The 24,493-nt window shown below is 73.0% G+C and carries 29 protein-coding genes; 25 read left to right on the top strand and 4 right to left on the bottom strand.

Going from position 1 to position 24,493, the window contains the following annotated elements:
• The first annotated feature begins 154 nt into the window (after positions 1-154).
• The 18 genes from rpmI to MNZ39_RS15705 all read left to right on the top strand — a co-directional run bounded on the left by rpmI (position 155) and on the right by MNZ39_RS15705 (position 15,567).
• Positions 155-358 carry a 50S ribosomal protein L35 gene (rpmI, locus tag MNZ39_RS15790; protein WP_242340039.1) on the top strand — a complete coding sequence of 68 codons (204 nt, stop codon included), beginning with the start codon at positions 155-157 and terminating at the stop codon, positions 356-358.
• A 100-nt stretch (positions 359-458) separates the two neighbouring features.
• The gene (rplT, locus tag MNZ39_RS15785; protein WP_242340038.1) at positions 459-803 is read left to right on the top strand and encodes a 50S ribosomal protein L20; all 345 of its coding nucleotides are present in this window, start codon (positions 459-461) and stop codon (positions 801-803) included.
• Positions 804-813: 10 nt separating this feature from the next.
• Positions 814-1,929, top strand: a complete 1,116-nt coding sequence (gene pheS, locus MNZ39_RS15780) for a phenylalanine--tRNA ligase subunit alpha (protein ID WP_255840896.1) — start codon at positions 814-816, stop codon at positions 1,927-1,929.
• Positions 1,930-1,938: 9 nt separating this feature from the next.
• Positions 1,939-4,416 (top strand): phenylalanine--tRNA ligase subunit beta, encoded by a 2,478-nt coding sequence (gene pheT, locus MNZ39_RS15775; RefSeq protein ID WP_242340037.1) that lies wholly within the window; start codon positions 1,939-1,941, stop codon positions 4,414-4,416.
• Between the two features lie 3 nt (positions 4,417-4,419).
• Positions 4,420-4,878, top strand: a complete 459-nt coding sequence (locus tag MNZ39_RS15770) for a hypothetical protein (protein ID WP_242340036.1) — start codon at positions 4,420-4,422, stop codon at positions 4,876-4,878.
• 82 nt (positions 4,879-4,960) lie between these two features.
• Positions 4,961-5,263: an integration host factor subunit alpha gene (locus MNZ39_RS15765; protein WP_242340035.1), complete on the top strand. Its 303-nt coding sequence runs from the start codon at positions 4,961-4,963 to the stop codon at positions 5,261-5,263.
• A gap of 254 nt (positions 5,264-5,517) precedes the next feature.
• Positions 5,518-5,745 carry a hypothetical protein gene (locus MNZ39_RS15760; RefSeq protein WP_242340034.1) on the top strand — a complete coding sequence of 76 codons (228 nt, stop codon included), beginning with the start codon at positions 5,518-5,520 and terminating at the stop codon, positions 5,743-5,745.
• Between the two features lie 98 nt (positions 5,746-5,843).
• Positions 5,844-6,143, top strand: a complete 300-nt coding sequence (gene nirD / locus MNZ39_RS15755; RefSeq protein WP_242340033.1) for a nitrite reductase small subunit NirD — start codon at positions 5,844-5,846, stop codon at positions 6,141-6,143.
• Between the two features lie 7 nt (positions 6,144-6,150).
• The gene (gene queD, locus MNZ39_RS15750) at positions 6,151-6,540 is read left to right on the top strand and encodes a 6-carboxytetrahydropterin synthase QueD (protein WP_242340032.1); all 390 of its coding nucleotides are present in this window, start codon (positions 6,151-6,153) and stop codon (positions 6,538-6,540) included.
• Complete coding sequence (gene folE, locus MNZ39_RS15745) at positions 6,530-7,192, top strand: GTP cyclohydrolase I (protein WP_242340031.1); 663 nt, start codon at positions 6,530-6,532, stop codon at positions 7,190-7,192. The genes queD and folE overlap by 11 nt, the downstream gene beginning before the upstream one ends.
• Complete coding sequence (locus MNZ39_RS15740) at positions 7,189-7,863, top strand: SDR family NAD(P)-dependent oxidoreductase (RefSeq protein WP_242340030.1); 675 nt, start codon at positions 7,189-7,191, stop codon at positions 7,861-7,863. Before folE ends, MNZ39_RS15740 begins: the two co-directional genes overlap by 4 nt.
• Positions 7,860-9,245, top strand: a complete 1,386-nt coding sequence (locus MNZ39_RS15735) for an FAD-binding oxidoreductase (protein ID WP_242340029.1) — start codon at positions 7,860-7,862, stop codon at positions 9,243-9,245. Before MNZ39_RS15740 ends, MNZ39_RS15735 begins: the two co-directional genes overlap by 4 nt.
• Positions 9,246-9,437: 192 nt before the next feature.
• Positions 9,438-11,303 (top strand): 2-oxoacid:acceptor oxidoreductase subunit alpha, encoded by a 1,866-nt coding sequence (locus MNZ39_RS15730; protein ID WP_242340028.1) that lies wholly within the window; start codon positions 9,438-9,440, stop codon positions 11,301-11,303.
• A 23-nt stretch (positions 11,304-11,326) separates the two neighbouring features.
• A complete protein-coding gene (locus MNZ39_RS15725) occupies positions 11,327-12,376 on the top strand; it encodes a 2-oxoacid:ferredoxin oxidoreductase subunit beta (RefSeq protein ID WP_242340027.1) in 1,050 nt (349 codons plus the stop codon).
• A 296-nt stretch (positions 12,377-12,672) separates the two neighbouring features.
• Positions 12,673-12,945, top strand: coding sequence for a ferredoxin family protein (locus tag MNZ39_RS15720; RefSeq protein ID WP_242340026.1), 273 nt, complete (start codon positions 12,673-12,675; stop codon positions 12,943-12,945).
• Between the two features lie 9 nt (positions 12,946-12,954).
• The gene (locus MNZ39_RS15715; protein WP_242340025.1) at positions 12,955-14,118 is read left to right on the top strand and encodes a 2-oxoacid:acceptor oxidoreductase subunit alpha; all 1,164 of its coding nucleotides are present in this window, start codon (positions 12,955-12,957) and stop codon (positions 14,116-14,118) included.
• The gene (locus tag MNZ39_RS15710; protein WP_242340024.1) at positions 14,115-14,993 is read left to right on the top strand and encodes a 2-oxoacid:ferredoxin oxidoreductase subunit beta; all 879 of its coding nucleotides are present in this window, start codon (positions 14,115-14,117) and stop codon (positions 14,991-14,993) included. The genes MNZ39_RS15715 and MNZ39_RS15710 overlap by 4 nt, the downstream gene beginning before the upstream one ends.
• 22 nt (positions 14,994-15,015) lie before the next feature.
• Positions 15,016-15,567, top strand: a complete 552-nt coding sequence (locus MNZ39_RS15705) for a 2-oxoacid:acceptor oxidoreductase family protein (protein WP_242340023.1) — start codon at positions 15,016-15,018, stop codon at positions 15,565-15,567.
• Positions 15,568-15,676: 109 nt separating this feature from the next.
• Here MNZ39_RS15705 and MNZ39_RS15700 read toward each other — a convergent pair whose 3' ends face one another.
• Complete coding sequence (locus MNZ39_RS15700; protein WP_242340022.1) at positions 15,677-16,450, bottom strand: tetratricopeptide repeat protein; 774 nt, start codon at positions 16,448-16,450, stop codon at positions 15,677-15,679.
• Between the two features lie 29 nt (positions 16,451-16,479).
• Between MNZ39_RS15700 and MNZ39_RS15695 the strand changes: the two genes are divergently transcribed.
• On the top strand, positions 16,480-16,977 hold the full coding sequence (locus tag MNZ39_RS15695; RefSeq protein WP_242340021.1) for a hypothetical protein: 498 nt from the start codon (positions 16,480-16,482) through the stop codon (positions 16,975-16,977).
• Here the strand turns inward: MNZ39_RS15695 and MNZ39_RS15690 are convergent.
• A complete protein-coding gene (locus MNZ39_RS15690; protein ID WP_242340020.1) occupies positions 16,968-17,477 on the bottom strand; it encodes a hypothetical protein in 510 nt (169 codons plus the stop codon). The genes MNZ39_RS15695 and MNZ39_RS15690 overlap by 10 nt on opposite strands.
• A 50-nt stretch (positions 17,478-17,527) precedes the next feature.
• On the opposite strand from MNZ39_RS15690, the gene MNZ39_RS15685 reads away from it, so the two are divergent.
• The 4 genes from MNZ39_RS15685 to MNZ39_RS15670 all read left to right on the top strand — a co-directional run bounded on the left by MNZ39_RS15685 (position 17,528) and on the right by MNZ39_RS15670 (position 20,713).
• Positions 17,528-17,719 carry a ribbon-helix-helix domain-containing protein gene (locus tag MNZ39_RS15685; protein ID WP_242340019.1) on the top strand — a complete coding sequence of 64 codons (192 nt, stop codon included), beginning with the start codon at positions 17,528-17,530 and terminating at the stop codon, positions 17,717-17,719.
• A gap of 12 nt (positions 17,720-17,731) precedes the next feature.
• Complete coding sequence (locus tag MNZ39_RS15680; protein ID WP_242340018.1) at positions 17,732-18,673, top strand: UDP-glucuronic acid decarboxylase family protein; 942 nt, start codon at positions 17,732-17,734, stop codon at positions 18,671-18,673.
• A 27-nt stretch (positions 18,674-18,700) separates the two neighbouring features.
• Positions 18,701-19,639, top strand: coding sequence for an NAD-dependent epimerase/dehydratase family protein (locus MNZ39_RS15675; protein ID WP_242340017.1), 939 nt, complete (start codon positions 18,701-18,703; stop codon positions 19,637-19,639).
• A gap of 126 nt (positions 19,640-19,765) precedes the next feature.
• Positions 19,766-20,713 (top strand): hypothetical protein, encoded by a 948-nt coding sequence (locus tag MNZ39_RS15670; RefSeq protein WP_242340016.1) that lies wholly within the window; start codon positions 19,766-19,768, stop codon positions 20,711-20,713.
• A 14-nt stretch (positions 20,714-20,727) separates the two neighbouring features.
• On the opposite strand, the gene mtgA is transcribed toward MNZ39_RS15670, so the two are convergent.
• Positions 20,728-21,600: a monofunctional biosynthetic peptidoglycan transglycosylase gene (gene mtgA, locus MNZ39_RS15665; protein WP_242340015.1), complete on the bottom strand. Its 873-nt coding sequence runs from the start codon at positions 21,598-21,600 to the stop codon at positions 20,728-20,730.
• Between the two features lie 334 nt (positions 21,601-21,934).
• Here mtgA and MNZ39_RS15660 point away from each other — a divergent pair, with 334 nt between their 5' ends.
• Positions 21,935-22,540, top strand: a complete 606-nt coding sequence (locus tag MNZ39_RS15660) for a Fe-Mn family superoxide dismutase (RefSeq protein WP_242340014.1) — start codon at positions 21,935-21,937, stop codon at positions 22,538-22,540.
• Between the two features lie 79 nt (positions 22,541-22,619).
• Here the strand turns inward: MNZ39_RS15660 and MNZ39_RS15655 are convergent, their stop codons facing one another.
• Positions 22,620-23,474 carry a DUF1206 domain-containing protein gene (locus tag MNZ39_RS15655; RefSeq protein ID WP_242340013.1) on the bottom strand — a complete coding sequence of 285 codons (855 nt, stop codon included), beginning with the start codon at positions 23,472-23,474 and terminating at the stop codon, positions 22,620-22,622.
• Between the two features lie 89 nt (positions 23,475-23,563).
• On the opposite strand from MNZ39_RS15655, the gene mutY reads away from it, so the two are divergent.
• Positions 23,564-24,493: A/G-specific adenine glycosylase (mutY, locus tag MNZ39_RS15650; protein ID WP_242340012.1), on the top strand; the 930-nt coding region annotated here is incomplete at its 3' end.

The raw sequence follows: 24,493 nt of genomic DNA, 5'->3' as shown, positions 1-24,493 counted from the left end.
GAGGCCCCCGCGCCCGCCCCTCAGCCCGCGCCGCCCCCGGCGGCGGCTCCGGCGCCGAACCCGGACGGCCCGCGGTAGGCCGAACCGATCTCCGTGCGCGGCGCGAGACCGGAAAGGTCCGTCGCCGGGCACGATGCACGAAGGAACGAAGGAAATGCCCAAGCTGAAGACGAAGAGCGGCGCGAAGAAGCGCTTCATCCCGAAGAAGAGCGGCAAGGTGAAGTTCCGCCGCGCCGGCGTCCGCCACCTCGCGACGTTCGGGAAGACGAAGAAGCAGAAGGTCCATCTCCGGGGCACGGACCACCTGTCCCCGATGGACGAGAAGAAGATCAAGGAGTGCTTCCCGTACGCCCGCTAGGGCGCCGGGAGCCGTAACGCCCAAGCGGGGTCCACAAGAGTGCACGGGGCGTCACGAGGAGTGACGGACCGCGGCGCCTCCCGCCGGCAGGAGAAGGAAGATGCGCGTCAAGAAGGGATTCAAGGCTCGCCGTCGTCGTAACCGCGTCCTGAAGCTGGCGAAGGGCTTCCGCGGCCGCCGCAAGAACTGCTACCGCCGCGCGAACCAGGCCGTCGAGCGCGCGCTCGACTACGCCACGCGCGACCGCCGCCAGAAGCGCCGCGACTTCCGCGCGCTCTGGATCGTCCGCATCAACGCCGCCGCCCGCCAGAACGGCACGACGTACTCGCGGCTCGTCGCGGGGCTCAAGAAGGCGGGCATCGCCATCGACCGCAAGATCCTCGCGGATCTCGCGCTCGCGCTGCCCGGCGACTTCGCGGCCGTCGTCAAGTCCGCCCGGGCATAGGGGAGGGGCCTTGGCCGACCTCCTCGGACAGCTCGAGGCGCTCGCGAAGGGCGCCCGAGAGGCCATCGGCTCCGCAGCCGACGAGAAGGCGCTCGAGGATCTCCGCGTCCGCTTCCTCGGCAAGAAGGGCGAGCTCTCCGCGGTCCTCCGCGGCATGGGCGCGCTCCCCGCCGAGGAGCGGCCGCGGGTCGGCGAGGTCGCGAACCGCGTCCGGGACGAGGTAGAGGCGCTCCTCGCCGGCGCGAAGTCCCGGCTCGACGCCCGGAAGCTCGAGGCCGAGCTCGCCGGGCCCCCCATCGACGTGACGCTCCCGGGCCGGCGGGTCCTGCCGCGCGGCCACCGTCACCCGATCACCCGCGCGACCGAGGACATCTCGGCCATCTTCGCGCGCCTCGGCTACGAGGTCGCGAGCGGGCCGGAGATCGAGCTCGACTGGTTCAACTTCGAGGCGCTGAACATCCCGCCGGATCACCCCGCGCGGGACATGCAGGACACCTTCTACGTGGAGGCGTCCACGCTCGGTGACGGTGCGCCCGACGGCAGCGTGCTGCTCCGGACGCACACCTCCCCGGTGCAGATCCGGGCCATGCAGCGCCTCGGCGTCCCGCCGGTGCGGATCATCTGCCCGGGGCGCGTGTACCGCTCCGACTACGACCAGACCCACTCGCCCATGTTCCACCAGGTCGAGGGGCTCTGCGTCGGCGAGGGGATCACCTTCGCCGATCTGAAGGGCACGCTCGCCGCGTTCGCGCGCGCGTACTTCGGCGAGGGCACCCGAACCCGGTTCCGGCCGAGCTACTTCCCGTTCGTCGAGCCCGGCGCCGAGGTCGACGTCTCCTGCTCCATCTGCGGCGGCACCGGTCGGATCCCGGTGCGAGCGCAGGGGCAGGCGGGTGAGCCTCCCCAGACGCGGCGCTGCGGGACGTGCAAGGAGACCGGCTGGCTCGAGGTGCTCGGCGCCGGCATGGTCCACCCGAAGGTCCTCGAGAACGGCGGCTTCGACCCCAAGCGCTACAGCGGCTTCGCGTTCGGGATGGGTGTCGAGCGGATGGCGATGCTCCGCTACGGCATCGACGACCTGCGCCTCTACTTCGAGAACGACCTGCGCTTCCTCGAGCAGTTCTGAGCCCTCGGCATGCGGATCTCTCTCAAGTGGCTCTCGGAGTACGTGGACCTCGGCAGCCTCGCCGGGGGGGCGCAACCGGGCGCCCCGCTCGCTCCGGCGCAGCCACGGTCGGCCGCGCCCGTGCTGGCGGCCGCGGACGAGGTGGCGCGCCGGCTGACCGCCGTGGGCTTCGAGGTCGAGGCCGTCGAGCGGGTCGGCCAGGGGCTCGCCGGGGTGGTCGCGGCGCGGATCCTCGCCTCCGAGAAGCACCCGAACGCCGAGAAGCTCTCCGTCACGAAGATCGACGCCGGCCAGGGCGAGCCGCTCCAGATCGTCTGCGGCGCGAAGAACTACCAGGTCGGCGACGTCGTCCCGCTCGCCACCGTCGGCACGACGCTGCCGGGCGGGACCCGGATCGAGAAGGCGAAGCTCCGCGGCGTCGAGTCGTTCGGGATGCTCTGCTCGGCCCGCGAGCTCGGGCTCTCCGAGGACGCGAGCGGGCTCCTCATCCTCGACCGCGGCCTCGCGCCGGGCACGCCGATCGCGGACGCGCTCGGGCTCGAGGACGTGCTCCTCGAGGTGAACGTCACGCCGAACCGGCCGGACGCGCTCTCGCACGTCGGCCTCGCCCGCGAGGTCGCGGCGATCCTGGGCCAGGAGGTGCGGCTCCCCCGCCCCGCGCTGCGCGAGGCGGGCGCGCCGGCGGCCGAGGCGGTGAAGGTCCGGATCGAGGCGCCGGAGAAGTGCGCCCGCTACGCCGCGCGCGTGGTCGAGGGCGTGAAGATCGGCCCGTCGCCGCAGTGGCTCGCGCGCAGGCTCGAGGCGTGCGGGGTCCGCTCGATCTCGAACGTGGTCGACGCGACCAACTTCGCGCTGCTCGAGCTCGGCCACCCGCTCCACGCGTTCGACCTCGACAAGGTGGCCGGCCACGAGATCGTCGTCCGCACCGCCCGGCCCGGCGAGAAGATCGTCACGCTCGACGGGAAGGAGCGGGCGCTCGAGCCCGACGATCTCCTCATCGCCGATCGCGACCGCGGCAGCGCGCTCGCGGGCGTGATGGGCGGCGGCGACTCGGAGATCTCCGCGGGCACGACCCGCGTGCTCGTCGAGTCCGCCTGGTTCGCGCCGAGCGGGATCCGCCGCACCTCGCGGCGGCACGGCCTCAAGACCGAGGCCTCCTACCGGTTCGAGCGGGGCGCCGATCCGGGGATGGTGATCCCGGCGCTCGATCGCTGCGCGGCGCTCATCGCGGAGCTCGCCGGCGGGACCGTGCGGCCCGGGATCGTCGACGCCCACCCGCGCCCGCACCAGGCGCCGGCGGTGCGCCTCCGCTGGCGCAGGCCCGCCGAGCTGCTCGGCATCGACGTGGCGCGCGACGAGGTGCGCCGCATCCTCGCCGGCCTCGGGTTCGAGGAGCGCGCGAGCGACGCGGACGGGGCCACGTTCGGGGTGCCGAGCTGGCGCGTCGACGTGTCGCTCGAGGAGGATCTCGTCGAGGAGATCGTCCGCACGAAGGGCTACGACGCCATCCCCGAGACGCTGCCCGCCAACGCGGTCCGCACGCCGGTCGAGCCGGCGGACGCGCAGGTGACCGCGCGCGCCCGGGAGGCGCTCGAGGCGGCGGGCTTCGCCGAGGCGGTGAACTTCAGCTTCGTCGCGGAGCGCGACCTCGCGCCCTTCGCGGATCCCGCGGCGACCGCGCTCCGGCCCATCGCGCTCAAGAACCCGATCAGCGCCGACCTGGCGGTGATGCGGACGAGCCTCGTGCCGTCGCTCCTCCGCAACGCCTCCACCAACCGTCGCCAGCGCGTCGAGGACGTGCGGCTCTACGAGATCGCCCGCGTGTATCGCCCCGCCCCGGCGGGCGCGCCGGCGCCGGCCGCCGAGGAGGGGGAGCTCGCAGGCGTGCTCGTCGGCCGCCGGAGCCCGACCGGGTGGGCGGGCGGATCGGACCCCGTCGACTTCCACGACGCGAAGGCCGCCGTCGCGGCCGTGCTCGAGGCGCTCGGCATCGACGCGCGCTGGCGGGCGCGCGGCGGAGCGTGGCTCCACCCGCGGCTCTCCGCCGAGGTGCTCGGCGCCGACGATGCGCCGCTCGGCGAGGTCGGCGAGCTCCACCCGCGCGTCGCCGAGGCGTTCGAGCTGCCGCGCGGCGTGCTCGCGTTCCGGCTCTCCGGCGCCGCGCTCGTGCGGGGCGCGCGGCTCGTGCCGCGCTACGCCGGGATCCCCCGCTTCCCCGCGGTCCTGCGCGACCTCGCGGTCGTGGTGGCCGAGGGCGTCGAGGCGGGCGCGGTGCTCGCCGCGGTCCGCGAGGAGCCGCTCGTCGAGGACGCGACGCTGTTCGACGTGTATCGCGGTCCCCCCATCCCGGCAGGCAAGAAGAACCTCGCGCTCGCCATCCGCTACCGCGCCCCGGATCGGACGCTCACCGACACCGAGGCGGACGCCGCCCACGCGCGCATCGTCGCGCGCCTGCGCGGCGGGCTCGGCGCGGAGCTCCGGGGGTAGGGCGTGGCCACCCGCCGGCTGCCGCTCGCTGCGCTCGGCTTCGCCGTCGCGGCGGCGCTGTCGTCGTGGAATCCGCTCTCGGCCCCGTTCGGCGTGATCGTCGGCCTCGCGGCCGCCGTCATCGCCGTGCGCGCGCTCGTCGAGGGCTCGAGCCGACCCGCGGCGGCCACGGCGCTCTGCCTTTCGCTCGCCGCGGCGAGCGTGAGCGGGATCGTGCTCGCCCGGACGGCCGGCCTGGGGCGACGCGGACCCAGCGAGAGCATCGTGACAGTCCCGCCCGGGGAGGGTGTCGAGGCCCAGCTCGACGCGGCCGCCGAACGTACCCGTGCGCCCCGGGAAGGGGCACAGCGCGAGCTCCAGACGCTGGAAAAGCGCGAAAGCGCGGCTCCGGCGCGGCCGGGTTCACCCGCTCCCGAGGGGAGCGGCGAGGGAGCGGCACCGGGCGGGGCGGGTCAGCGCTGAAGGTGCGCGTGCGGGTTTGACACCGTTTCTGAAATCAGCTAACGAATTCGACACTTAGCCGACCCGGGAGCGGGAGCGCGACGTGACCAAGGCCGATATCATCGAGAGCGTCTACGAGAAGGTGGGCTTCTCCAAGAAGGAGGCCGCCGAGGTCGTCGAGATGGTCTTTGACACCATCAAGGAGACGCTCGAGCGCGGCGAGAAGATCAAGATCAGCGGCTTCGGGAACTTCATCGTCCGCGAGAAGAAGTCGCGCGTCGGCCGGAACCCGCAGACGGGCGAGGAGATCGAGATCAGCGCCCGGCGAGTGCTCACCTTCCGGCCGAGCCAGGTGCTGAAGAACGCGCTCAACCTGAGCGACATGCCTCCTCCGCCGGTCGCCTAGCGTCCGGAAATCTCGCCTCGTCTTCGCGCCGAAGCTCGGCTGCCGCGCTCCAGCGCGCGCCTCCCGCGCGTGCGTTCGTCCGCGCCGTGCGGGGTGTCGTTCCCGGCGCGAGGGCTCACCGTGTTCCGATGCACCCGGTCCTTCGCTCGCGCCGGGCCCGGACGTGCCCACGTCGGGGCGCTCCCGCGGCGGGCACCCGGAAGCTAGCTTCCCTCCTGGCGAGCGCCGCCTAGGGCAGCGCGAGGGAGGCGACCATGGACCGTTGTGCATGCTGCGGAGGCGCCGTCGGGCCGTATCCGGTGGGACTCAGGTATCGCGGCCGGGAGACGACCTTCTGCTCGTTCGGCTGCGCGGTCGTGCAGGCCGCGCCCGCGTGCTCCGCGTGCGGCGCCAAGATGCTCGGGCGCGGACACGCGGCGGGTGGGCGGCTGTACTGCTCGATCGACTGCGTCCCCGCGCAGGTCGCCGCGAGCGCAGGCTGATTCGCCCGTCGCCGCCGACGTCCCGGCGGCGAGGCGCGCGCCTCGCGGCGCGACCCGGCGGACGTCCGCGCGTCGGACCTCCCGGCTACGGTGAGGTCGTGCGCGTGAAGGTCGGAAGGCTCCAGGACATCGAGGACGGGCGTGGGCGGGTCGTCGAGGTGGGCGGCCGCGAGCTCGCGATCTTCCGCCAGGGCGAGCGCGTCTACGCGCTCGACAACGTCTGCCCGCATCGCGGCGCGGCGCTCGCGTCCGGAGACGTGAAGGGCGACACGGTCTTCTGCCCGCTGCACGCGTGGCCCTTCGCGCTCGAGACGGGCGAGTGCTCCGAGTTCCCGGACGTGTGCGTCCAGTCGTTCGACGTGCGCGTCGAGGGCGAGGACGTCGTGGTGGAGCTATAAGAGGGCCATGGCAGCGATCGACTACCCCGACGCCCGCCGCATGCGGCTCGACGTGGAGTTCTACTTCGCCGCGGCGCACCGCCTCCCTCGCTACGAGGGCCCGTGCTTCCGGATGCACGGGCACAACTACCGGTTCTTCGTCGCGCTCGAGGGCGAGGTCGATCCCCGCACCGGGATGATCGCCGACTTCGGCGAGGTGAAGCGCGTCGTGCAGGAGCAGGTACTCGCGCGCGTCGACCACCGAACGCTGAACGACGTGCTCGAGAACCCCACCGCGGAGAACATCGCGCGGTGGATCTGGGAGGCGCTCGAGCCGCACCTGCCGGGGCTCGCCGAGGTGCGGCTCTACGAGATCCCGGACTCGTGCGTCACCTACCGGGGGCCGCGTGGCCGTTAGGCCAGTCCGGCCGGCGCGGTCCCGCGCCACCGGCGGCGCCGCGCCGCCGGATCCGGCCGCGGCCGCGGAGGCCGTCGAGCGGTTCCTCGACGCGCTCGGGCTGCCCGCCGAGACCCGCGCGTCCGAGGATCTCCAGGGCACGCCCCGGCGCGTGGCGCAGGCCTGGCTCGAGGACCTCGTCGACGGCTACCGGCGCGATCCGGCCGAGCTGCTCGCCGAGGCGATCCCGTCGTCCAGCCGCGATCTCGTCGCCGTGACGGGCATCGCGTTCCACTCGGTCTGCCCGCACCACCTCCTGCCGTCGAGGGGGGTCGCCCACGTCGCCTACCTGCCCGGCGGCAGGGTGGTGGGGTTCGGTCAGCTCGTCCGGCTCGTCGACACCCTCGCCCACCGGCTCCTGCTGCAGGAGGAGCTCTCTCGCGCGATCGCGGACGCGCTCGTCACGCACCTCGGGGCGCGCGGCGCGGCGTGCCTGCTCGACGCGGAGCAGCTCTGCATGACCGTGCGCGGCGAGAAGCGCGGCGGCGCGCGCGCGCACGCGGACGCCTGGGTGGGGGCGCTCGCGCGGGACGGCGCGGCGCGGCGGCGCTTCCTCGCGCTCGCCGGGCGCGCCGGTGCGCCGGCCCGCGGGGCGCGGAGGGCGAGGCGGTGACCGCGAGGACCGCCATCGTCACGGGCGGCGGGCGGGGCATCGGCGCGGCGATCGCGCGGGCGCTCACGGCCCGCGGGGTCGCCGTCACGGTCTTCGCCCGGACGGCAGGTCAGGTGGAGGCGCTCGTGGCGGAGGGCGGCGCGGCCCTCGCCGTGGCGGGGGACGTCTCGCGCGAGGAGGACGTGGCCCGCCTCCTCGCGTCGCACGAGCGGGCCCTCGGCCCGGTCGAGCTGCTCGTGAACAACGCCGGCGTGCTCGCGCGCGGGCTCGCCGAGGATCTCACCCCGGCCGCGTTCCGCGAGGTGCTCGAGGTGAACCTCACCGGCGCGTTCCTCTGCGCCCGCGCCGTGATCCCCGGGATGAAGGCGCGGCGGCGCGGCAGGATCGTGAACGTCTGCTCGATCTCCGCCACCCTCGGCACCGCGGCGGCGAGCGCCTACAACGCGTCGAAGTGGGGGCTCGTGGGGCTCACGAAGTGCCTCGCCGAGGAGCTCCGCCCGCACGGTGTGCAGTGCGTCGCCGTGTCGCCGGGCAGCACCGACACCGAGATGCTGAAGGCGACGCCGTTCGCGCCGGTCCTGAGCCCCGAGGACGTCGCGCGGGTCGTGGTATTCGCGGCGCTCGACGCGCCGGCGGCGATCACGGCCGCGAACCTGGAGGTGTTCGGATGACCGCGCCCGTCGCCGCGGCGCTGGCGGACCTCGCCCGCGCCTTCCCCGCCGAGCGCCTCACGCGCGACCCCGAGCGCCTCGAGGCGTACGGGCGAGACGAGTCCGACCTCGGGGCCTACCCGCCCGACGTCGCGGTGCTCGTCGAGTCCGCCGAGGAGATCCGGGAGGTCTTCCGGATCGCGAGCGCGCACCGCGTGCCGGTCGTGCCGGTGGCGGCGCGCAGCGGCAAGTCGGGCGGCGTGCTGGCGGTGCAGCGCGGGATCGCGGTGTCGCTCGACCGGATGAACCGGATCCTCGAGATCTCGCCCGAGGACCTCGTGGCCCGCGTCGAGCCCGGCGTCGTGACGGGCCAGCTCCAGGCGGCGGTCGAGGAGCACGGGCTCTTCTACCCCCCGGATCCGAACTCGCTCGAGCTGTGCACCATCGGCGGCAACGTCGCCGAGAACGCGGGCGGGCCGCGCGCGCTCAAGTACGGCGTGACCCGAGAGTACGTCCTCGGGCTCACCGCGGTCGTCCCCACCGGCGAGATCCTGAAGGTCGGCCACCGGAGCATCAAGGGCGTCGCCGGCTACGACCTGACCGGCCTGCTCGTCGGGAGCGAGGGGACGCTCGCGATCGTCACCGAGGTCATGGTGAAGCTCCTGCCGCGCCCGCGCCACGTCTCGACCGCGCTCGTGGTGTTCGACTCGGTCGCGAGCGCGGCGCGCGCCGTCTCCCGCGTGCTCGCGGGCGGGGTGATCCCGCGCTGCCTCGAGCTCCTCGACGACGTCTCGCTCGCCGCCGCGGGCAAGACCTCGCCGTTCCGGTTCCCCGCGGGGGCGGGGGCGGCGCTCCTCGTCGAGACCGACGGCAACGACGAGGAGAGCGTGTTCGCGGAGATCGTCCGGGTCGCCGAGATCGTGCAGGGGGACGCGGCGGGCGAGGTGATCGTCGCGCAGAACGAGGCGCAGCGCCGCGAGGTGTGGGAGACGCGCCGCTACCTGTCGGTCAACCTCAAGACGCTCCACCCGATGAAGCTCTCGGAGGACGTCGCCGTCCCGCGCTCCAAGATCCCGGCGATGGTGGAGCGCGCCAAGGCGATCGGGGCCCGGCACGGCCTCGTCGTCGCGACGTACGGGCACGCCGGCGACGGCAACCTCCACTGCAACGTGCTCTTCGATCGGGCGGAGGAGCGCCCGCGGGTCGATCTCGCGGTCGGGGAGATCCTCCGCGCGGCGGTGGATCTCGGCGGCACCATCACCGGCGAGCACGGCGTCGGCCTCGCGAAGCGCGACTTCCTCGAGTACGAGCAGGGCAGGGAGCTCGTCGCCCTCCAGCGCCGCCTCAAGGCGGTCTTCGATCCGCTCGGAATCCTCAACCCGGGGAAGATGTTCCCGGGCTGAGGGGCCCTCGGACGCGCGGATCCGATCTTCTGATCAGATTGATTGGGGACAAGGACGGTCCACAATCCTCGCGTCATTTCAGGGGGTTAGGTTTGACTTCCCCGGCCCAATCCGGCATGAAGTCAAGGCCGGCCCGGCGCCTACCGCCGGGCCTTCGCTTCGCGCGCACTCTCTGAAAGGACGAAAGGACACATGTCCACGCAAGTTTCCGCGGGAAAGCACACGGTCGAGCAGGTCGAGGCCGTCACCATCCGCTTCGTCGGCGACTCCGGCGACGGCATGCAGCTCACCGGCACTGAGTTCACGCGGGCGAGCGCGCTGGCCGGCAACGACCTCGCGACGTTCCCGGACTACCCCGCGGAGATCCGCGCGCCCGCCGGCTCGCTCTACGGCGTGTCGGGCTACCAGGTGAACTTCGGCGCCCGGGAGATCCACACCCCCGGCGACGCGCCCGACGTGCTGGTCGCGATGAACCCGGCGGCGCTCAAGACGAACCTCGCCGATCTGAAGCCGGGCGGCATGCTGCTCGTGAACGCCGGCGCGTTCACGGCGGGCAACCTCGAGAAGGCCGGCTACAAGACGAACCCGCTCGAGGACGCCGCGCTCACGCAGACGTACAAGCTCGTCCCCGTCGACATGAACAAGCTCACCGAGACCGCGCTCGCGGGCTCGGGGCTGTCGTCGAAGGAGGTCGCGCGCTGCAAGAACTACTTCGCGCTCGGCCTCATGTACTGGCTCTACAGCCGGCCGATCGAGCCGCAGCTCGAGGCGATCCAGCGGAAGTTCGCGAAGAAGCCGGAGTTCGCCTCGGCGAACGCCGCCGTCTTCAAGGCGGGCCACGCCTACGGCGAGACGTCCGAGGTGTTCTACCAGCGGTACCAGGTGCCGGCCTCGAAGCTCGCCGCGGGCACGTACCGCAACGTGACCGGCAACTTCGCCACGGCGCTCGGCTTCGCCACGGTCGCGCGGCTCACCGGCCGGCAGGTGTTCCTCGGCAGCTACCCCATCACGCCCGCCACCGAGATCCTCCAGGAGATGTCGTACTTCAAGGAGCACGGGGTGGTGACGTACCAGGCCGAGGACGAGATCGCGGGCATCGGCTCCGCCATCGGCGCCGCCTTCGGCGGCGCGCTCGCCTGCACCTCCACCTCCGGCCCGGGCCTCGCGCTCAAGACCGAGATGATGGGCCTCGCCGTCATCACCGAGCTGCCGCTCGTCATCGTGAACGTGCAGCGCGGCGGTCCGTCCACGGGCATGCCGACGAAGACCGAGCAGGCGGACCTGCTCATGGCCCTCTTCGGCCGCCACGGCGAGGCGCCCATGCCGGTCCTCGCGGCGCAGAGCCCGGCGGACTGCTTCTGGTCGGCGATCGAGGCGATGAAGATCGCCACGAAGTGGATGACGCCGGTGCTCCTCCTCACCGACGGCTACCTCGGCAACGGCTCGGAGCCGTTCAAGGTCCCGAGCCTCGACGAGCTGCCCAAGCTGCAGGTGAAGTACCAGACCGTCCCGAACTACGCGGACGGCGCGCAGTACATGCCGTACCTGCGCGACGACAAGCTCGTGCGGCCCTGGGCGGTCCCGGGCACGCCGGGTCTCGAGCACCGCGTCGGCGGCCTCGAGAAGGACTCGCTCTCGGGCATGGTGTCGTACGACGGCATGAACCACGAGCGCATGGTGAAGACGCGCGCGCAGAAGATCCGCAACGTGGTGGAGGACGTCCCTGACGTCGAGACGTTCGGCGCGGCGAGCGGGGACCTCCTGCTCGTCTCCTGGGGCGGCACGTTCGGCGCGGTCCGCGGCGCCGCCGAGGAGCTGCAGGCGCGCGGCAAGGCCGTGAGCCACGTGCACCTGCGCTGGCTGAACCCGCTCCCGAAGAACCTCGGCGAGGTGCTGAGGCGCTTCAAGAAGGTGTTCGTGCCCGAGGTGAACGACGGGCAGCTCGCCTTCTACCTGCGCGGCAAGTTCCCGGGGGTCGATCCGCTGCAGTTCAACCGCATCAACGGCAAGCCCATCAAGATCGGCGAGCTCGTGGGCAAGGTCCTCGAGGTCCTCTGAGAGAGCCGGAAAGGACTATCACCATGAGCACGAATGGACAGAACGTGAATACCGCCCTCCCGACCTACACGAAGAAGGACTTCGAGTCCGGCGTCGATCCGCGCTGGTGCCCCGGCTGCGGCGACTACTCGATCATCAACCAGGTGCAGCGCGCGCTGCCGGCCGTCGGGGTGAAGCGCGAGAACATCGTCTTCATCTCCGGCATCGGCTGCTCGTCCCGCTTCCCGTACTACATGAACAACTACGGGATGCACACGCTGCACGGCCGCGCGCCGTCCTTCGCCTCGGGCCTCAAGGTCTCCCGGCCCGAGCTGCAGGTGTGGATCGTGACCGGCGACGGCGACGCGCTCGCCATCGGCGGCAACCACTTCATCCACGCGATGCGGCGGAACCTCGACCTCAAGATGCTGCTGTTCAACAACCGCATCTACGGGCTCACGAAGGGCCAGGTCTCGCCGACCTCCGAGCTCGGCAAGAAGACCAAGACGACGCCGCACGGCTCGCCCGACTACCCGTTCAACCCGCCGGCGCTCGCGCTCGGCGCCGGCGCCACGTTCGTCGCGCGCACCATCGACGTCGAGGGCGCGCACATGGGCGGCGTCCTCAAGGCGGCGGCGGAGCACAAGGGCAGCACGCTCGTGGAGGTCTTCCAGAACTGCCCGGTGTTCAACGACGGCGCCTACGAGTTCCTCACCGACAAGGCGGTGAAGGCGGACGCGCTCCTTCGGATGGAGCAGGGCAAGCCGCTCGTGTTCGGCAAGGACAACAAGAAGGGCATTCGCTTCAACCCGCAGAGCGCCGAGCTCGAGGTGGTGACGATCGGCGACGGCGGCGTGACCGAGAAGGACATCCTCGTGCACGACGCGACGCGGGAGGATCCGACCATCGCGTTCATGCTCGCGAACCTCTCGATGAAGCCCGGGTTCCCCACGCCGATCGGCGTGTTCCGCAACGTGCGCATGCCGACCTGCGAGGAGCTGACCTGGCAGATCATCGACGGCGCCAAGGCGAAGAAGCCCGACGCGTCGCTCGAGAAGCTGCTCGCCGGCAGCGACACCTGGACCATCGGGTAGCCCGACCGCCGCGTCCCGACCTCGAAGGCCCTTCCCCTCATCCGGGGGAGGGCCTTCGTCTTTTCGCGCCTCTGCGCGGATTCGCGCGACCCCGGGCCGGCCCGCGTCGAATCGTGGAGGCGCGCGGTCGATCAAACGTCGAGCAAATGGGTCGATGAAATGCGCAATCGATTCGCGGGGAAATCTCTTCTCGATTGACCTGCGTCCAGGCGCCCGCGTGGGGCGACGTAGTACTGACCCCGGCACTCTCCCAGCGTGACCGGACCATGCCGGCCCGGACGCTCCAGAGGAGCGATATGACGACAGCAGCGTCACCGGCGGCGAAGAAGGACAAGAAGTTCAAAGGCGTGGTGGTCGTGAACCGCGAGAACTGCAAGGGCTGTGGGTTCTGCGTCGAGTTCTGTCCGCTGCACGCCCTCGACCTGGAGAAGGGCTACAACGCGAAGGGCTACCACCCGCCCTTCCTCGCGAAGCCGGAGCTCTGCAACGGCTGCGACATGTGCGGCCTCTTCTGCCCCGACTTCTCGATCTACGGCTACCGCGAGAAGCTCGACTCGGCCGCCGCCTAGGAGCCACGAATGTCAAACGCGAACTCTTCCGGAACCCTCACCGGCAGCCACTACCTGGACGGCGACCACGCCTGCAGCGAGGGCGCCATCGCCGCCGGCTGCCGCTTCGCCGCCGGCTACCCCATCACGCCCTCGACCGAGGTGGTCGAGCGGCTCGCGCAGCGCTTCCCGTTCGTCGGCGGCCGCTTCCTCCAGTTCGAGGACGAGCTCGCCGCGTCGATCGCGCTGCTCGGCGGCGCCTGGGGCGGCGCGAAGGCCTGCACCGTCACCTCGGGCCCCGGCTTCTCGCTCATGATGGAGCACATCGGCCTCGCCGCGATCACCGAGACGCCGTGCGTGTTCTTCAACGTGCAGCGCGCCGGCCCGTCGACGGGCCTCCCGACGCAGCCCGCGCAGGGCGACATGATGCAGGCGCGGTTCGGCTCGCACGGCGACTACCGCCTCATCGCGCTCTGCCCGAACTCGCCGCAGGAGTGTTTCGACCTCACCGTGGACGCGTTCAACATGGCCGAGGAGTTCCGCGTCCCGGTCCTCGTGATGCTCGACGAGGTGGTGGGGCACATGACCGAGAAGGTGGTCATCCCCGAGGACGCGGAGATCAAGGTCACCGAGCGCCGCTGGACGAAGAAGCCGCCCGGCGAGTTCAAGCTCTTCGCGCCCGCCGAGGGCAGCCTCGTCCCCGAGATGGTGAAGCCGGGCGACGGCTACCGCATCCACGTCACGGGCCTCACGCACGACGAGCGCGGCTACCCGAAGATGACGGTCCCCGAGCACGAGAAGATGCAGATGCGGCTCTGGAACAAGATCGTCCTCAACGCCGACAAGATCGTGAAGTACGAGGCGAAGGACCTCGACGACGCCGAGGTGGTGGTCGTCTCCTACGGCATCACCTCGCGCATCGCCGAGCGCGCGATCCAGCAGGCGCGCGCCCAGGGCGTGAAGGTCGGCTCCTTCCGGCTCATCACCGCCTGGCCCTTCCCCGAGAAGGAGATCCTCCAGCTCTCGAAGAAGGTGAAGGCGTTCGTCGTCCCCGAGCTGAACCTGGGCCAGATGGTGCTCGAGGTGCAGCGCATCGTCGAGGGCCGGACCAAGGTCGTCCCGGTCCCGCACGTCGGCGGCACCGTTCACGATCCGCAGGTCATCACCAACGCCATTGTGGGAGCCGTTCGATGAGCGCGCCGGTCAAGGAGAACCCCGTCAACAAGTACCTGCGCATGGAGCGCATGCCGTCGATCTGGTGCCCGGGCTGCGGCATCGGCACGACGGTGAACTGCTTCGCGCGCGCGCTCGACGAGTCCAAGATCCCGCTCGACAACCTGGCGGTGGTCTCGGGCATCGGCTGCACCGGCCGCGTGGCCGGCTACCTGAACGTCGACTCGTTCCACACGACGCACGGCCGCGCCATCCCGTTCGCGACGGGCCTGCAGCTCGCCCGCCCGGACCTGAAGGTGGTCGTCTACTCCGGTGACGGCGACCTGTCCGCCATCGGCGGCAACCACTTCATCCACGCGGCGCGCCGCAACGCCGACCTGCTCGTCGTGATGGTGAACAACTTCACGTACGGCATGACGGGCGGCCAGGTGACGCCGACCACGTTCCGCCCGGCCATCGCCTCGACCACGCCGTACGGCGCGTTCGAGCAGACGTTCAACATGCCGATGCTCGCCGACTCCTGCGGCGCGGTCTACGTCGCCCGCTGGACGGCCTACCACGTGAAGCAGCTCGCGAAGTCGATGGCCGAAGCCATCAACAAGCGCGGCTTCCGCTTCATCGAGATCGCCGCGCCGTGCCCCACGCTGTACCTCCGCCGCAACAAGCTCGGCGAGGGGCTCGACGAGATGAAGTTCTACAAGGAGAAGAGCGTCATCCGTAACGGCGTCGACACGCGCGAGGTCGCGCTCGACTACCGCAAGGAGATCACGGTCGGCAAGTTCGTCGACCGCGAGCGGGCGACGCTCGAGGACGCGATGGATCAGCGGTACAAGGAGGCGCTCGGCGCGAAGTACGTGCCGTACGTCTCGCCCGGCGCCGCGAAGTCGCAGGCGTAAACGCCCAGAGGAGAATACGGAAATGGGTCCCACGGAGATCAAGATCGGCGGGCTGGGCGGCCAGGGCGTCATCCTGGGCGGCATCATCATCGGCAAGGCGGCGGCGCTGTTCGACAGCAAGCACTCGTGCCTCACGCAGGCCTTCGGCCCCGAGGCGCGCGGCTCTGCCTGCAGCGCGCAGGTGGTCGTCGACAGCGAGCCGATCCTCTACCCGTACGTGCAGAAGCCGCACCTCATGGTGGCGATGTCGCAGGACGCGTTCGCGAAGTTCTCGCCCGAGCTCCGGCCGGACGGGACGCTCCTCATCGAGGAGGAGCTCGTGAAGCCCACCGGGCTGCCGAGCACGGTGAAGGTGTTCGCCGTCCCGGCGACGCGCATCGCCGAGGAGCTCGGCCGGAAGATGGTGATGAACATCGTCATGGTGGGGTTCTTCACCGCCGTGACGGGCATCGTGAGCGAGGAGGCGGCCCGGGAGGCGGTGAAGGACTCCGTCCCCCCCGCCACTGTCGAGCTGAACATGAAGGCGTTCCAGCGCGGCTTCGATCACGGCAAGAAGCTCGTCGCGAAGGCGTAGCGACGACGCGGTTCGGCATCCGGCGCGCCGCGGGGCTTCCCCGCGGCGCGTCGTCTCGTTCTCGCGGCGAAGCTCTCGTCGAGGCGCGCGACCCGGGCGAGGGCGCCGCCTACTCGCACGCGTGCGCGCCGCGCAGGCTGGTGCGGCAGGCGTCCGCGCCCGGCGCGACCTCGAGGCAGCGCTCGCAGGCGCGCGCCGCCTCGGCGCAGCGGCCGAGCCTCACGAGCGAGATGCAGAGGCCGTGGAGCGCCTCGCGCGAGCGGGGCTCGAGCTCCGCGGCGCGCCGGTATCCCGCCTCCGCGCGCGCGTAGCGCCCGTCCGAGTAGTCCATGAACGCGAGGTCGTGGTGCGCGGCGGCGCGGGCGGGGTCCGCCTCGAGGAGGTGCAGGTACTCGCGCCGCGCCTCCGCCCAGCGTGCCGGGCGATCCGGCGCGTCCAGCCCGCGGCGGAGCAGCGCCCGGGCGAGGTTCTGCCGCGCGTCGGCGAGGTCGGGGTCGATGCGGAGCGCGGCGCGCAGCTCCGCCAGCGCGGGCTCTGCGCGCGAGGCGGCGAGCAGCGTCTCCCCGAGGTTCGCGTGGCCCTCGGCGAAGTCCGGCGCGAGGCGCACCGCCCGCTCGAACCGGCGCCTCGCCGCGTCGAGATCGCCCTCGCGCCGGGCGACGATGCCGAGCCCGTTCAGCGCCTCCGGGAACTGCGGATCGAACTCGAGGGCGTGCGCGAAGGCGACGCCGGCGCGCTCGGGGTCCGCCACCTCCAGGTAGGCGTAGCCGCGGCGGACCTCCTCGGCGGCGCGGGGGTGCACGGCCGCGCGCCCTGCGCAGGCGACGAGCGGGAGGGCCGCGAGCATCGAACGGAAGGCGAGGGGGACGTGGAGAGCGGGCATGCGCCCGCTTCTTGCTGCGCGCGTGCCGCATGCGCCCCTTCCTGCGGCTCACCGTCCTCGCCGCCCTCGCCGCGGCGTCCCCCGCGGCCGCCCAGCTCTCGAACCGCTCCATCTCCGTGGAATCCGGGCTTTCGTGGCCGGCCGGCGGCGCAGCTCGCGTCTCGCTCCCCGTCGCGATCGCGGCGACCGCGTGGCTCGACGGGCCGTTCGAGGCCGTCGCGCGCCTCGGCTTCGGGTCCGGCCCGGAGCCCTCCGGCCGCGGGACGGTCCGCCGCGTCGAGGCTACCGCCGGGCTGCGCTGGTCGCCGGGCACCGACGCGCTCCGGCCGCTGCTCCAGCTCGAGCTGGGGTGGAGCCACGCCGGAAGGGACCCGGCGGGAGCGAGCGGGCTCTCCGCCGGGGTAGGGGCCGGGCTCGAGTGGTTCGCGCACCGGGACCTCGCGCTCGGGGCGAGGGCGGGCCTCCGGCGCGTCCCCGGGGAGGGCTGGCGCCCCGAGCTGGCGCTCTGCGCGAGCTTCTACTTCTGATCCGCCTGCGCCGCGCCGGCGCGCTCCGTCCGATCCGGCGTCCCGTCGCGGTCCGTGTCGACCTCCACGCGCTCGAGCACGCCGTGCGCATGGCGCTCCCAGAGGTCGGGCCGTCCGTCGCCGTCGGTGTCCCGCTCCTTGCGGACGAGCTCGCCCTGCTCGAACACGCTCCAGGTCGCGGGGACGCCGCCGACGGGATACGCGAGCTCCTCCCGCACGAGCGCGCCGTCCTCGAGCACGAGCACCACGTCGGGCGTCCCGTCGCGGTCGAGGTCGTAGGCGAGCCGCGAGGGGGCGCCGTCCGGGCCGCGCGTCACCCAGGTGTCGGGGCGGCCATCGCCGTCCTGGTCCTCCGGCGTCCCCGACGGAGATCCCGCGGGCCCGGAGGTGAAGGGGCGGCGGCTCGCCGCAGCAGGCGGGGCGGCGGAGGTCGCCGGCGGGTGAGCAGCGCTGCAGGCGAGCGCCGCCAGGGCGGCGAGGAGGGGAGGGAGCTTACGCATGGCGTTATTTGACACTATACCGATGGTCACATAGGTTCGCCGGAGCCGCCATGGCCCGGAAAAAGATCTCGACGACCGTCTACATCACGCCCGAGCAGAACGAGCGCCTCAAGCTCCTGCACGAGCGCACGCGCGTGCCCGTCGCCGAGTACATCCGGCAGGGCATCGATCTGGTGCTCGAGAAGTACCGCCAGGCGCTCCCCGGCCAGCTGACGCTCGATGACCTCGGCGCCAAGAAGTAGATTGCCCCACGAATGAGCGAAAAGCGCGCAGTCGTCCTCGGGGCGGCAGGGTTCATCGGCAGCCATCTCACCGACCGCCTCCTCGCGGAGGGCTGGCGCGTCACCGGGATGGACAACTTCATCACCGGCACGCGGCGCAACCTCGAGCACCTCTCCCGCGAGCCTCGCTTCGACTTCGTCGAGGGCGACATCTGCCAGCCCCTCGACGCGATCACCGGGCCCGTCGACGCGGTCCTCGACTTCGCCTCTCCCGCCTCGCCGATCGACTACCTGAAGCACCCCTTCGAGACGCTGCACGTCGGCTCGCACGGCGTGGAGAACGCGCTGCGGCTCGCGAAGCGGGCGGGCGCCGTCTTCGTGCTCTCCTCGACGTCCGAGGTGTACGGCGATCCTCTCGAGCACCCGCAGCGCGAGTCGTACTGGGGGAACGTGAACCCCATCGGCCCGCGCGCGGTCTACGACGAGGCCAAGCGCTTCGCCGAGGCGATCACCGTCGCCTACCGTCGCTACGAGAAGGTGGACGTCCGCATCGCCCGCATCTTCAACACCTACGGCCCTCGCATGCGGTTGGACGACGGGCGGATCGTGCCCACCTTCGTGGCGCAGGCGCTCCGCGGGCAGCCCATCACCGTGTTCGGCGAGGGCACCCAGACCCGGAGCTTCTGCTACGTGGACGACAACGTGGAAGGGATCTGGCGGCTCCTGCACGCGCGCTTCCAGGATCCCGTGAACATCGGGAACCCGCACGAGATGACCGTCCTGCAGTTCGCCGAGGCGGTGCAGCGGTTCGTCGGGAGCCACTGTCCCATCGTGCACGAGCCGCTCCCGGAGGACGACCCGCGCGTGCGGAGGCCGGACATCACGCGCGCGAAGGAAGTCCTGGGCTGGGAGCCGAGGGTGGGGTTCGAGGACGGAATGCGGCGGACGATCGCCTGGTTCCGCGAGCGGGTTTGAACGTCGGGTGAACGGGAGGGGGGCGAGGTGGCGAAGCGGATTCTCATCACGGGCGGGGCGGGGTTCATCGGTTCGACCATCGCCGATCTGTTCCTTCAGTCGGGCTGGGACGTGGCGGTCCTCGACGACCTCTCGTCGGGCAAGCGCGAGCACGTGCCCGCCGCGGCGCGCTTCTACCCGGTGGACGTGCGCAGCGCGGCCGCGCTCGAGGTCCTGAAGCAGGAGCGACCGCAGGTGGTCTGCCACCACGCCGCCCAGATCGACGTCCGCCGGTCGATGGCGGACCCGCGCTTCGACGCGGACGTCAACATCGGCGGCCTCCTCAACCTCATGCAGGGCGCGGTCGAGGCGAAGAGCGTCGAGCACGTCCTCTTCGCCTCCTCCGGCGGCGCCACCTACGGCGACACCGAGCGCGTGCCCACGCCCGAGGACCACCCGCAGCTGCCCGTCTCCCACTACGGCGCGGCGAAGGCCGCGAGCGAGCTGTACCTCGGCGTCTACCGGGCGAACTACGGGATCCCCTTCACCGCGCTGCGCTACTCGAACGTGTACGGCCCGCGCCAGGATCCCCACGGCGAGGCGGGCGTGGTCGCGATCTTCTGCGGGCGCCTGCTCGAGGGCCGCCCCTGCACGATCTTCGGGGACGGCGGGCAGACGCGCGACTACGTCTTCGCCGGCGACGTCGCGCGCGCGAACCTGCTCGCCGCGGAGAAGCGGTACGACGGGCCGCTCAACGTCGGCACCGGGGTGGAGACCGACGTGAACGAGCTCTACGCGCACATCGCGCGGGCGGCCCGCTCCGATCGGCCCGCCGAGCACGCCGCGGCGCGCCTCGGGGAGCAGAAGCGCTCGTGCATCGACCCGGCGCGCGCCGCCGCGGCCATCGGCTGGCGGCCGGAGGTGAAGCTCGCGGACGGGCTCGCGCGCACCTTCGAGTGGTTCGCGGCGCGTCGCAAGGCCGCGTGACCTGGTGACCCGGGCGGCGGGGCTCGCGCCGCCCTCCCACATCGTCGCCTTCCCTGCCACCTCCGCGCGCTGGCATGCTCGGCCACGCCAGGGGCCGCGCGCCCGCGGATCCGGCAGGAGGAGACGATGAGGACGACGCTCGCGCTCGCCGCAGTGCTCCTCGCCGCGTGCGAGGCGGCGGTGCAGACCGACGCCGACGGCCTCCGCACCGCGCTCCCCGAGGAGGCGGCGATCCGGATGGCCTCCCCGGCGCCGCCCCCCTCGCCGACGGCCACCACCGCGGAGGTGGTCGCCGCCGCTCCGACGTTCGGGTCGGGCTACGCCCGGACGACCTTCTGGGCGGCGACGACCGTGAACGCCGGCGTCGCCTGGACCCTCGGGCGGCTTCGCGCCGTCGCCTCCCTGCCGCCGACGACCTGCGACGTCGCGTCGTGCACCTGGGGGCCCTGGACGGATCGCGAGGGGCTGAACGTGTGGCGCCTCGTGGCGCGCCGGGACGGCACGGGCTGGTCGTACCTGCTCGACGCGCGCCGGGGCTCGGACGCGCGCGCGGCGTTCGCGCCGATCGTGGCGGGCGTCGCGCACCCGGGCGCGCTCCCGTCTCGCGGCAGCGGCTCGTTCGCCGTGGACTTCGACGCGGCGGCCGCGCTGGACCACGCCGCGGGATGGCAGCAGGAGGACTTCGGCCGCCTCGAGGTCGCGTACGACGCGCGCGAGGCCGTCCGGGTGGACGCGACCGCGCTCGGCGCGCGCAGCCGCGATCCGGACGACCCGGTCCGCCTCGACGCGGTGTACGCCTTCCGCGCGACTGCGGCGGGCGGCGACCTGCAGGTCGCGCTCCAGACGCTCGAGGCCACGCCGCGGAACCTGTCGCTCCGCTCGCGCTGGGACGCGGCCGGGGCGGGCCGCGGTGACGCCGCGTGGGTGTCCGCCGGGCTGCAGTACCGCGCGAGCGAGTGCTGGAGCGGCGCCGCGCTGGGGTTCTCGCTCCTCTACGACGACGACCCGCTCGCCGGGTACGAGGGCGCCTGCGCGTTCGTCCCGGCGCTCTTCGCCGACCTGACGCTCCCGTAGCGCGACAGGCTGCCTTAACCTTCGCCCGGCTCGGCGCTCGTCGCGACCGGGGCGGGCGCGAGCGGCGCGTCGTCCTCCGGCGGCTCCTCGAGGTCGTCGGCCGGCGTGGGACCGGCGAGGATCCGCTCGAGCTCGCTGCTCGCGCGGAGGTGCTCCTCGGCGGTCACGCGGCCGGCCGCGCGCAGGCGGTCGAGGAGGCGCCGCGAGCGGTGCTTGAGCCAGGAGGACGGGTTCGCGAGGTCCACCCGCCGCGGCGCAGGCAGGATGGACGCCATCACGACGGCCTGCGCCGTGGAGAGCGACGCCGCGGAGACGCCGAACCGTGCGCGCGCCCCCGCCTCGGCGCCGAAGACGCCGTCGTCCCACTCCACCACGTTCAGGTAGAGCGCGAGGATGCGCCGCTTCGAGAGGGCGTGCTCGAGCTTCGCCGCGAGCACCGCCTCCTTCGCCTTGCGCAGGAGACTCTTCTCGGTGCCGAGCCAGAGGTTCTTGGCGAGCTGCTGCGTGAGGGTGGAGGCTCCGCGCGCGAACCGGCGCTCCTTGAGGTCGTGCTCGGCGGCGAGCCGGATCGCCTCCCAGTCGAGCCCCTCGTGCCCGAAGAAGTTCGCGTCCTCGGAGGCCAGCACCGCCTCGACGAGCCGCGGGGACACGCGATCGAGGCCGACCCACACCTGCCGGGGCCGGAACGAGTGCCTGCGCGCCTTCGCCTCCGCCTGCCGCTGCGCGATGAGCGCCGTCGTCCGCGGGTTCTCGCGGGCGAGCGGGCGCGGGTCGGGCGTGGCGAGCCAGAGGCCACCGAGCGCGGCGGCTGCGGCGAGGACGACGGCGAGGAGGGCGAGGGCGAGGCGGCGGACGCGGCGCCCGGGGGCGTGAGCCCGGGATGGCATGCGGCGGACCTATAGCACCCGCAGGGACGCGGGGGCCAGGCGCGCCGCGCGGGACGGCGGCGAGGGCGCGCAGCGAGCGCGCGCGGGCCGGACGCGTCCCTCCTACGGAGGCGGCGCCGCGCGGCGCAGAGACGCCGTCGCGGAGCGCGAGGCGAGGGACCCCGCGGGCGGGCCTTCGGCCGGCGTCACGGTGGCGACGTTGCCTCACCGTGAATGGTGATCCCGTTCGGGCCCCCGTTCGGCGCCTTGACGCATCCGGGACCCACCGCTACCTCCCGCTCACCGAAAACGGCACCGTACGGCCGCTCACGGCCCGCAGGCCCACGGAGGGAACATGGCTGACGTGAAGCGTTACACCCCGCGCGACTACTCCAAGGTCCGGGGGCTCACCGGCATCTCGGACAAGCAGATCGAGGAGCACCTGAAGCTCTACGAGGGCTACGTCAAGCGCACGAACGCGCTCACGGAGAAGCTCCAGGGCATCTGCAACGACGGCAAGGCCTCCGGCGCCGACCCGGTGTTCGCCGAGCTCACCCGGCGCCTCGGGTTCGAGTACAGCGGGATGGTGAACCACGAGTACTACTTCGAGAACCTGGCGCCGGGCGCCCAGGCCGAGCCGCCCACCGGCGGGAAGCTGCGCAAGGCGCTCGAGGCCTCGTTCGGGAAGTACGAGACCTGGCTCGCCGACTTCCGCGCGATCGCGACGATGCCCGGCGTCGGCTGGGCGATGACCTTCCAGGATCCGTCCACCGGCTGGCTCTCGAACCACTGGATCAACCTGCACCAGGACAACGTGCCGGTCGGCTTCAGGCCCGTCCTCGTCATGGACGGGTGGGAGCACGCGTTCATGCGCGACTACCTCGCGACCGAGCGCGCGAAGTACGTCGACGCGTTCTTCAAGAACCTGAGCTGGGAGACGATCGAGAAGCGGATAGTTTGAACGGGAGCTGCGCCCCCGCCGCGCCGCCAGGCCCGGATCGCACCAGCGGTCCGGGCCTCGTCGTCCGGGCCTCGACCCGTCAGCGCGCGCCGAGGCGCCGGTAGCGGCCTTCGACGAGCGCGAACGCCGCGTAGGCGAGGAGGCCGAGCGCCGCCGCCCCGAGGAGCACGGCCCCGTACGGCTGGCGCGCGAGCGTCGCGAGCGCGCCGTCGAACCCGGTCGCCTCGTGCGGATCCCCCTCGAGCGCCGCCTGCGCGAAGAAGAGGCCCACGAGCACGAAGACCACGCCCTGCGCCGTGAAGCCGAGCGTGCCGAGGGGCGCCGCCCAGCGCCGCACCCAGGATCCGGCGCGCGCGAGGTCGAGGTGCTTCAGGAACTTCCGCCGCACGCCGGTCCAGATCTGTCGCGCCCCCACGAACACCACGATCGCGGCGCCCGCGAGGACGAGGACGCGGCCGGCGGGGAGCTCGAGCGCGCGGGCGGTCCAGCTGCGCGCCGCCGCGTTACCGCTCGGACCGGCCCGGCCGCCGGAGGCGAGGCGCACCGCCGCCAGGGCGAGCGAGACGTAGCCGAGGCCGCCGATCGCCTGCCCCACGCGCGACAGGACCGCCCAGGCGCCGCGCCGGCGCTCGCCGTCCGGATCGGCGATCGCCTGGACCTCGAACCAGAGGGCCATGCCGACGAGCCCGATCGCGAGCGCCGCGACGAGCGCGCCGCCGAGCGGCGCCTGCGCGAGCGTGGCGAGCGCGCCCTTCGAGTCGGTGGCCCGCCCGCCCTCGCCGAGCGCGAGCCGGAGGGCGAGCGCGCCGATGACGGCGTACACGGCGCCCTTCGCGGCGAACCCCGCTCGCGCGAGCGCCCGAACCCACGGGCGCCTCGCCGAGCGACCGCCCGCCCGCTCCACCTCCGACCAGACCTCGCCCGCGCCGCGCATCCGGCGTTCAAGCTGGCCACTCCGCCGCCCGCCCGCCCGCCGGCGTCCGCGTTTGACCCGCTCCGCAGGGCGGCCGTACCCTCGGCCGCGTGATCGTCCCGCCGGGCCGCCGCGCCGCGCTCCGCCGCCGCCTCCTCGCCTGGTACGACGCCGGCCACCGCGCCCTGCCGTGGCGCGCCGCGCAGCACGGCGCGGATCCGTACCGCGTCTGGCTCGCGGAGGTCATGCTCCAGCAGACGCAGGTGGCCACCGTGGTGCCCTACTTCGAGCGCTTCGTGGCGCGCTTCCCGACGCTCGCCGCGCTCGCCGCGGCGGACGAGGACGAGGTGCTCGCGCTCTGGAGCGGGCTCGGCTACTACGCGCGCTGCCGGAACCTCCTCGCCGCCGCGCGCACCGCGCTGGCGCGCCACGGTGGCCTGCCGGGCTCGGTCGAGGCCCTGCGGGCGCTCCCCGGGTTCGGCCCCTACACCGCGGGCGCGGTCGCGAGCATCGCGTTCGCGCTGCCCGCCGCGGCGGTGGACGGGAACGTGGCGCGAGTCGTCGCGCGGCTCTTCTGCGTCGACGGCGAGCCGGGCGCGCCGGCGGTGCAGCGCGCCCTGTGGGCGCTCGCGGGCGAGCTCGTCCCCGAGGAGCGGCCCGGCGACTTCAACCAGGCGCTGATGGAGCTCGGGGCGACGCTGTGCCGCAAGCCCGCGCCGGCCTGCGCGCGGTGCCCCGTGCGGAGTGCCTGCGCCGCTCACGGTGCCGGCCGCGCAGCGGAGATCCCGCCGGCCCGGCGGCGGGGTGCGCGGCGAGCGGCAGCGGTCGCGTGCGCCGTCGCCGAGGTGGGCGGGGCGCTCGTGCTGGTCCGGCGCGCGCCGAGCGGGCTGCTCGGCGGGCTGTGGGATCTGCCGGCGGTGGACGTGACCGGCGCGACCGAGCGGCAGGGCGCGGCCGCGCTCCGGCGGACGCTGCGGGCGCGCTTCGGCGCCGGCGCGGTGGGCGCGCTGCTCGCCGAGGTCGAGCGCACGCTCACGCAC

The sequence above is a fragment of the Anaeromyxobacter sp. SG66 genome (assembly GCF_022690805.1).
GTDB lineage: Bacteria > Myxococcota > Myxococcia > Myxococcales > Anaeromyxobacteraceae > Anaeromyxobacter > Anaeromyxobacter soli.
This window is presented reverse-complemented; position numbering and strand designations above follow the sequence as displayed.

Coding starts and splice junctions, on each gene's coding strand:
- MNZ39_RS15690 (WP_242340020.1), bottom strand. CDS start 17,477: ATGCGTAAGCTCCCTCCCCTCCTCGCCGCCCTGGCGGCGCTCGCCTGC.
- mtgA (WP_242340015.1), bottom strand. CDS start 21,600: ATGCCATCCCGGGCTCACGCCCCCGGGCGCCGCGTCCGCCGCCTCGCC.
- pheT (WP_242340037.1), top strand. CDS start 1,939: ATGCGGATCTCTCTCAAGTGGCTCTCGGAGTACGTGGACCTCGGCAGC.
- MNZ39_RS15685 (WP_242340019.1), top strand. CDS start 17,528: ATGGCCCGGAAAAAGATCTCGACGACCGTCTACATCACGCCCGAGCAG.
- MNZ39_RS15695 (WP_242340021.1), top strand. CDS start 16,480: ATGCGCCCCTTCCTGCGGCTCACCGTCCTCGCCGCCCTCGCCGCGGCG.
- MNZ39_RS15735 (WP_242340029.1), top strand. CDS start 7,860: ATGACCGCGCCCGTCGCCGCGGCGCTGGCGGACCTCGCCCGCGCCTTC.
- MNZ39_RS15725 (WP_242340027.1), top strand. CDS start 11,327: ATGAGCACGAATGGACAGAACGTGAATACCGCCCTCCCGACCTACACG.
- MNZ39_RS15655 (WP_242340013.1), bottom strand. CDS start 23,474: ATGCGCGGCGCGGGCGAGGTCTGGTCGGAGGTGGAGCGGGCGGGCGGT.
- MNZ39_RS15715 (WP_242340025.1), top strand. CDS start 12,955: ATGTCAAACGCGAACTCTTCCGGAACCCTCACCGGCAGCCACTACCTG.
- MNZ39_RS15680 (WP_242340018.1), top strand. CDS start 17,732: ATGAGCGAAAAGCGCGCAGTCGTCCTCGGGGCGGCAGGGTTCATCGGC.
- MNZ39_RS15730 (WP_242340028.1), top strand. CDS start 9,438: ATGTCCACGCAAGTTTCCGCGGGAAAGCACACGGTCGAGCAGGTCGAG.
- MNZ39_RS15660 (WP_242340014.1), top strand. CDS start 21,935: ATGGCTGACGTGAAGCGTTACACCCCGCGCGACTACTCCAAGGTCCGG.
- rpmI (WP_242340039.1), top strand. CDS start 155: ATGCCCAAGCTGAAGACGAAGAGCGGCGCGAAGAAGCGCTTCATCCCG.
- MNZ39_RS15760 (WP_242340034.1), top strand. CDS start 5,518: ATGGACCGTTGTGCATGCTGCGGAGGCGCCGTCGGGCCGTATCCGGTG.
- MNZ39_RS15710 (WP_242340024.1), top strand. CDS start 14,115: ATGAGCGCGCCGGTCAAGGAGAACCCCGTCAACAAGTACCTGCGCATG.
- rplT (WP_242340038.1), top strand. CDS start 459: ATGCGCGTCAAGAAGGGATTCAAGGCTCGCCGTCGTCGTAACCGCGTC.
- MNZ39_RS15700 (WP_242340022.1), bottom strand. CDS start 16,450: ATGCCCGCTCTCCACGTCCCCCTCGCCTTCCGTTCGATGCTCGCGGCC.
- MNZ39_RS15670 (WP_242340016.1), top strand. CDS start 19,766: ATGAGGACGACGCTCGCGCTCGCCGCAGTGCTCCTCGCCGCGTGCGAG.
- MNZ39_RS15705 (WP_242340023.1), top strand. CDS start 15,016: ATGGGTCCCACGGAGATCAAGATCGGCGGGCTGGGCGGCCAGGGCGTC.
- MNZ39_RS15720 (WP_242340026.1), top strand. CDS start 12,673: ATGACGACAGCAGCGTCACCGGCGGCGAAGAAGGACAAGAAGTTCAAA.
- queD (WP_242340032.1), top strand. CDS start 6,151: ATGGCAGCGATCGACTACCCCGACGCCCGCCGCATGCGGCTCGACGTG.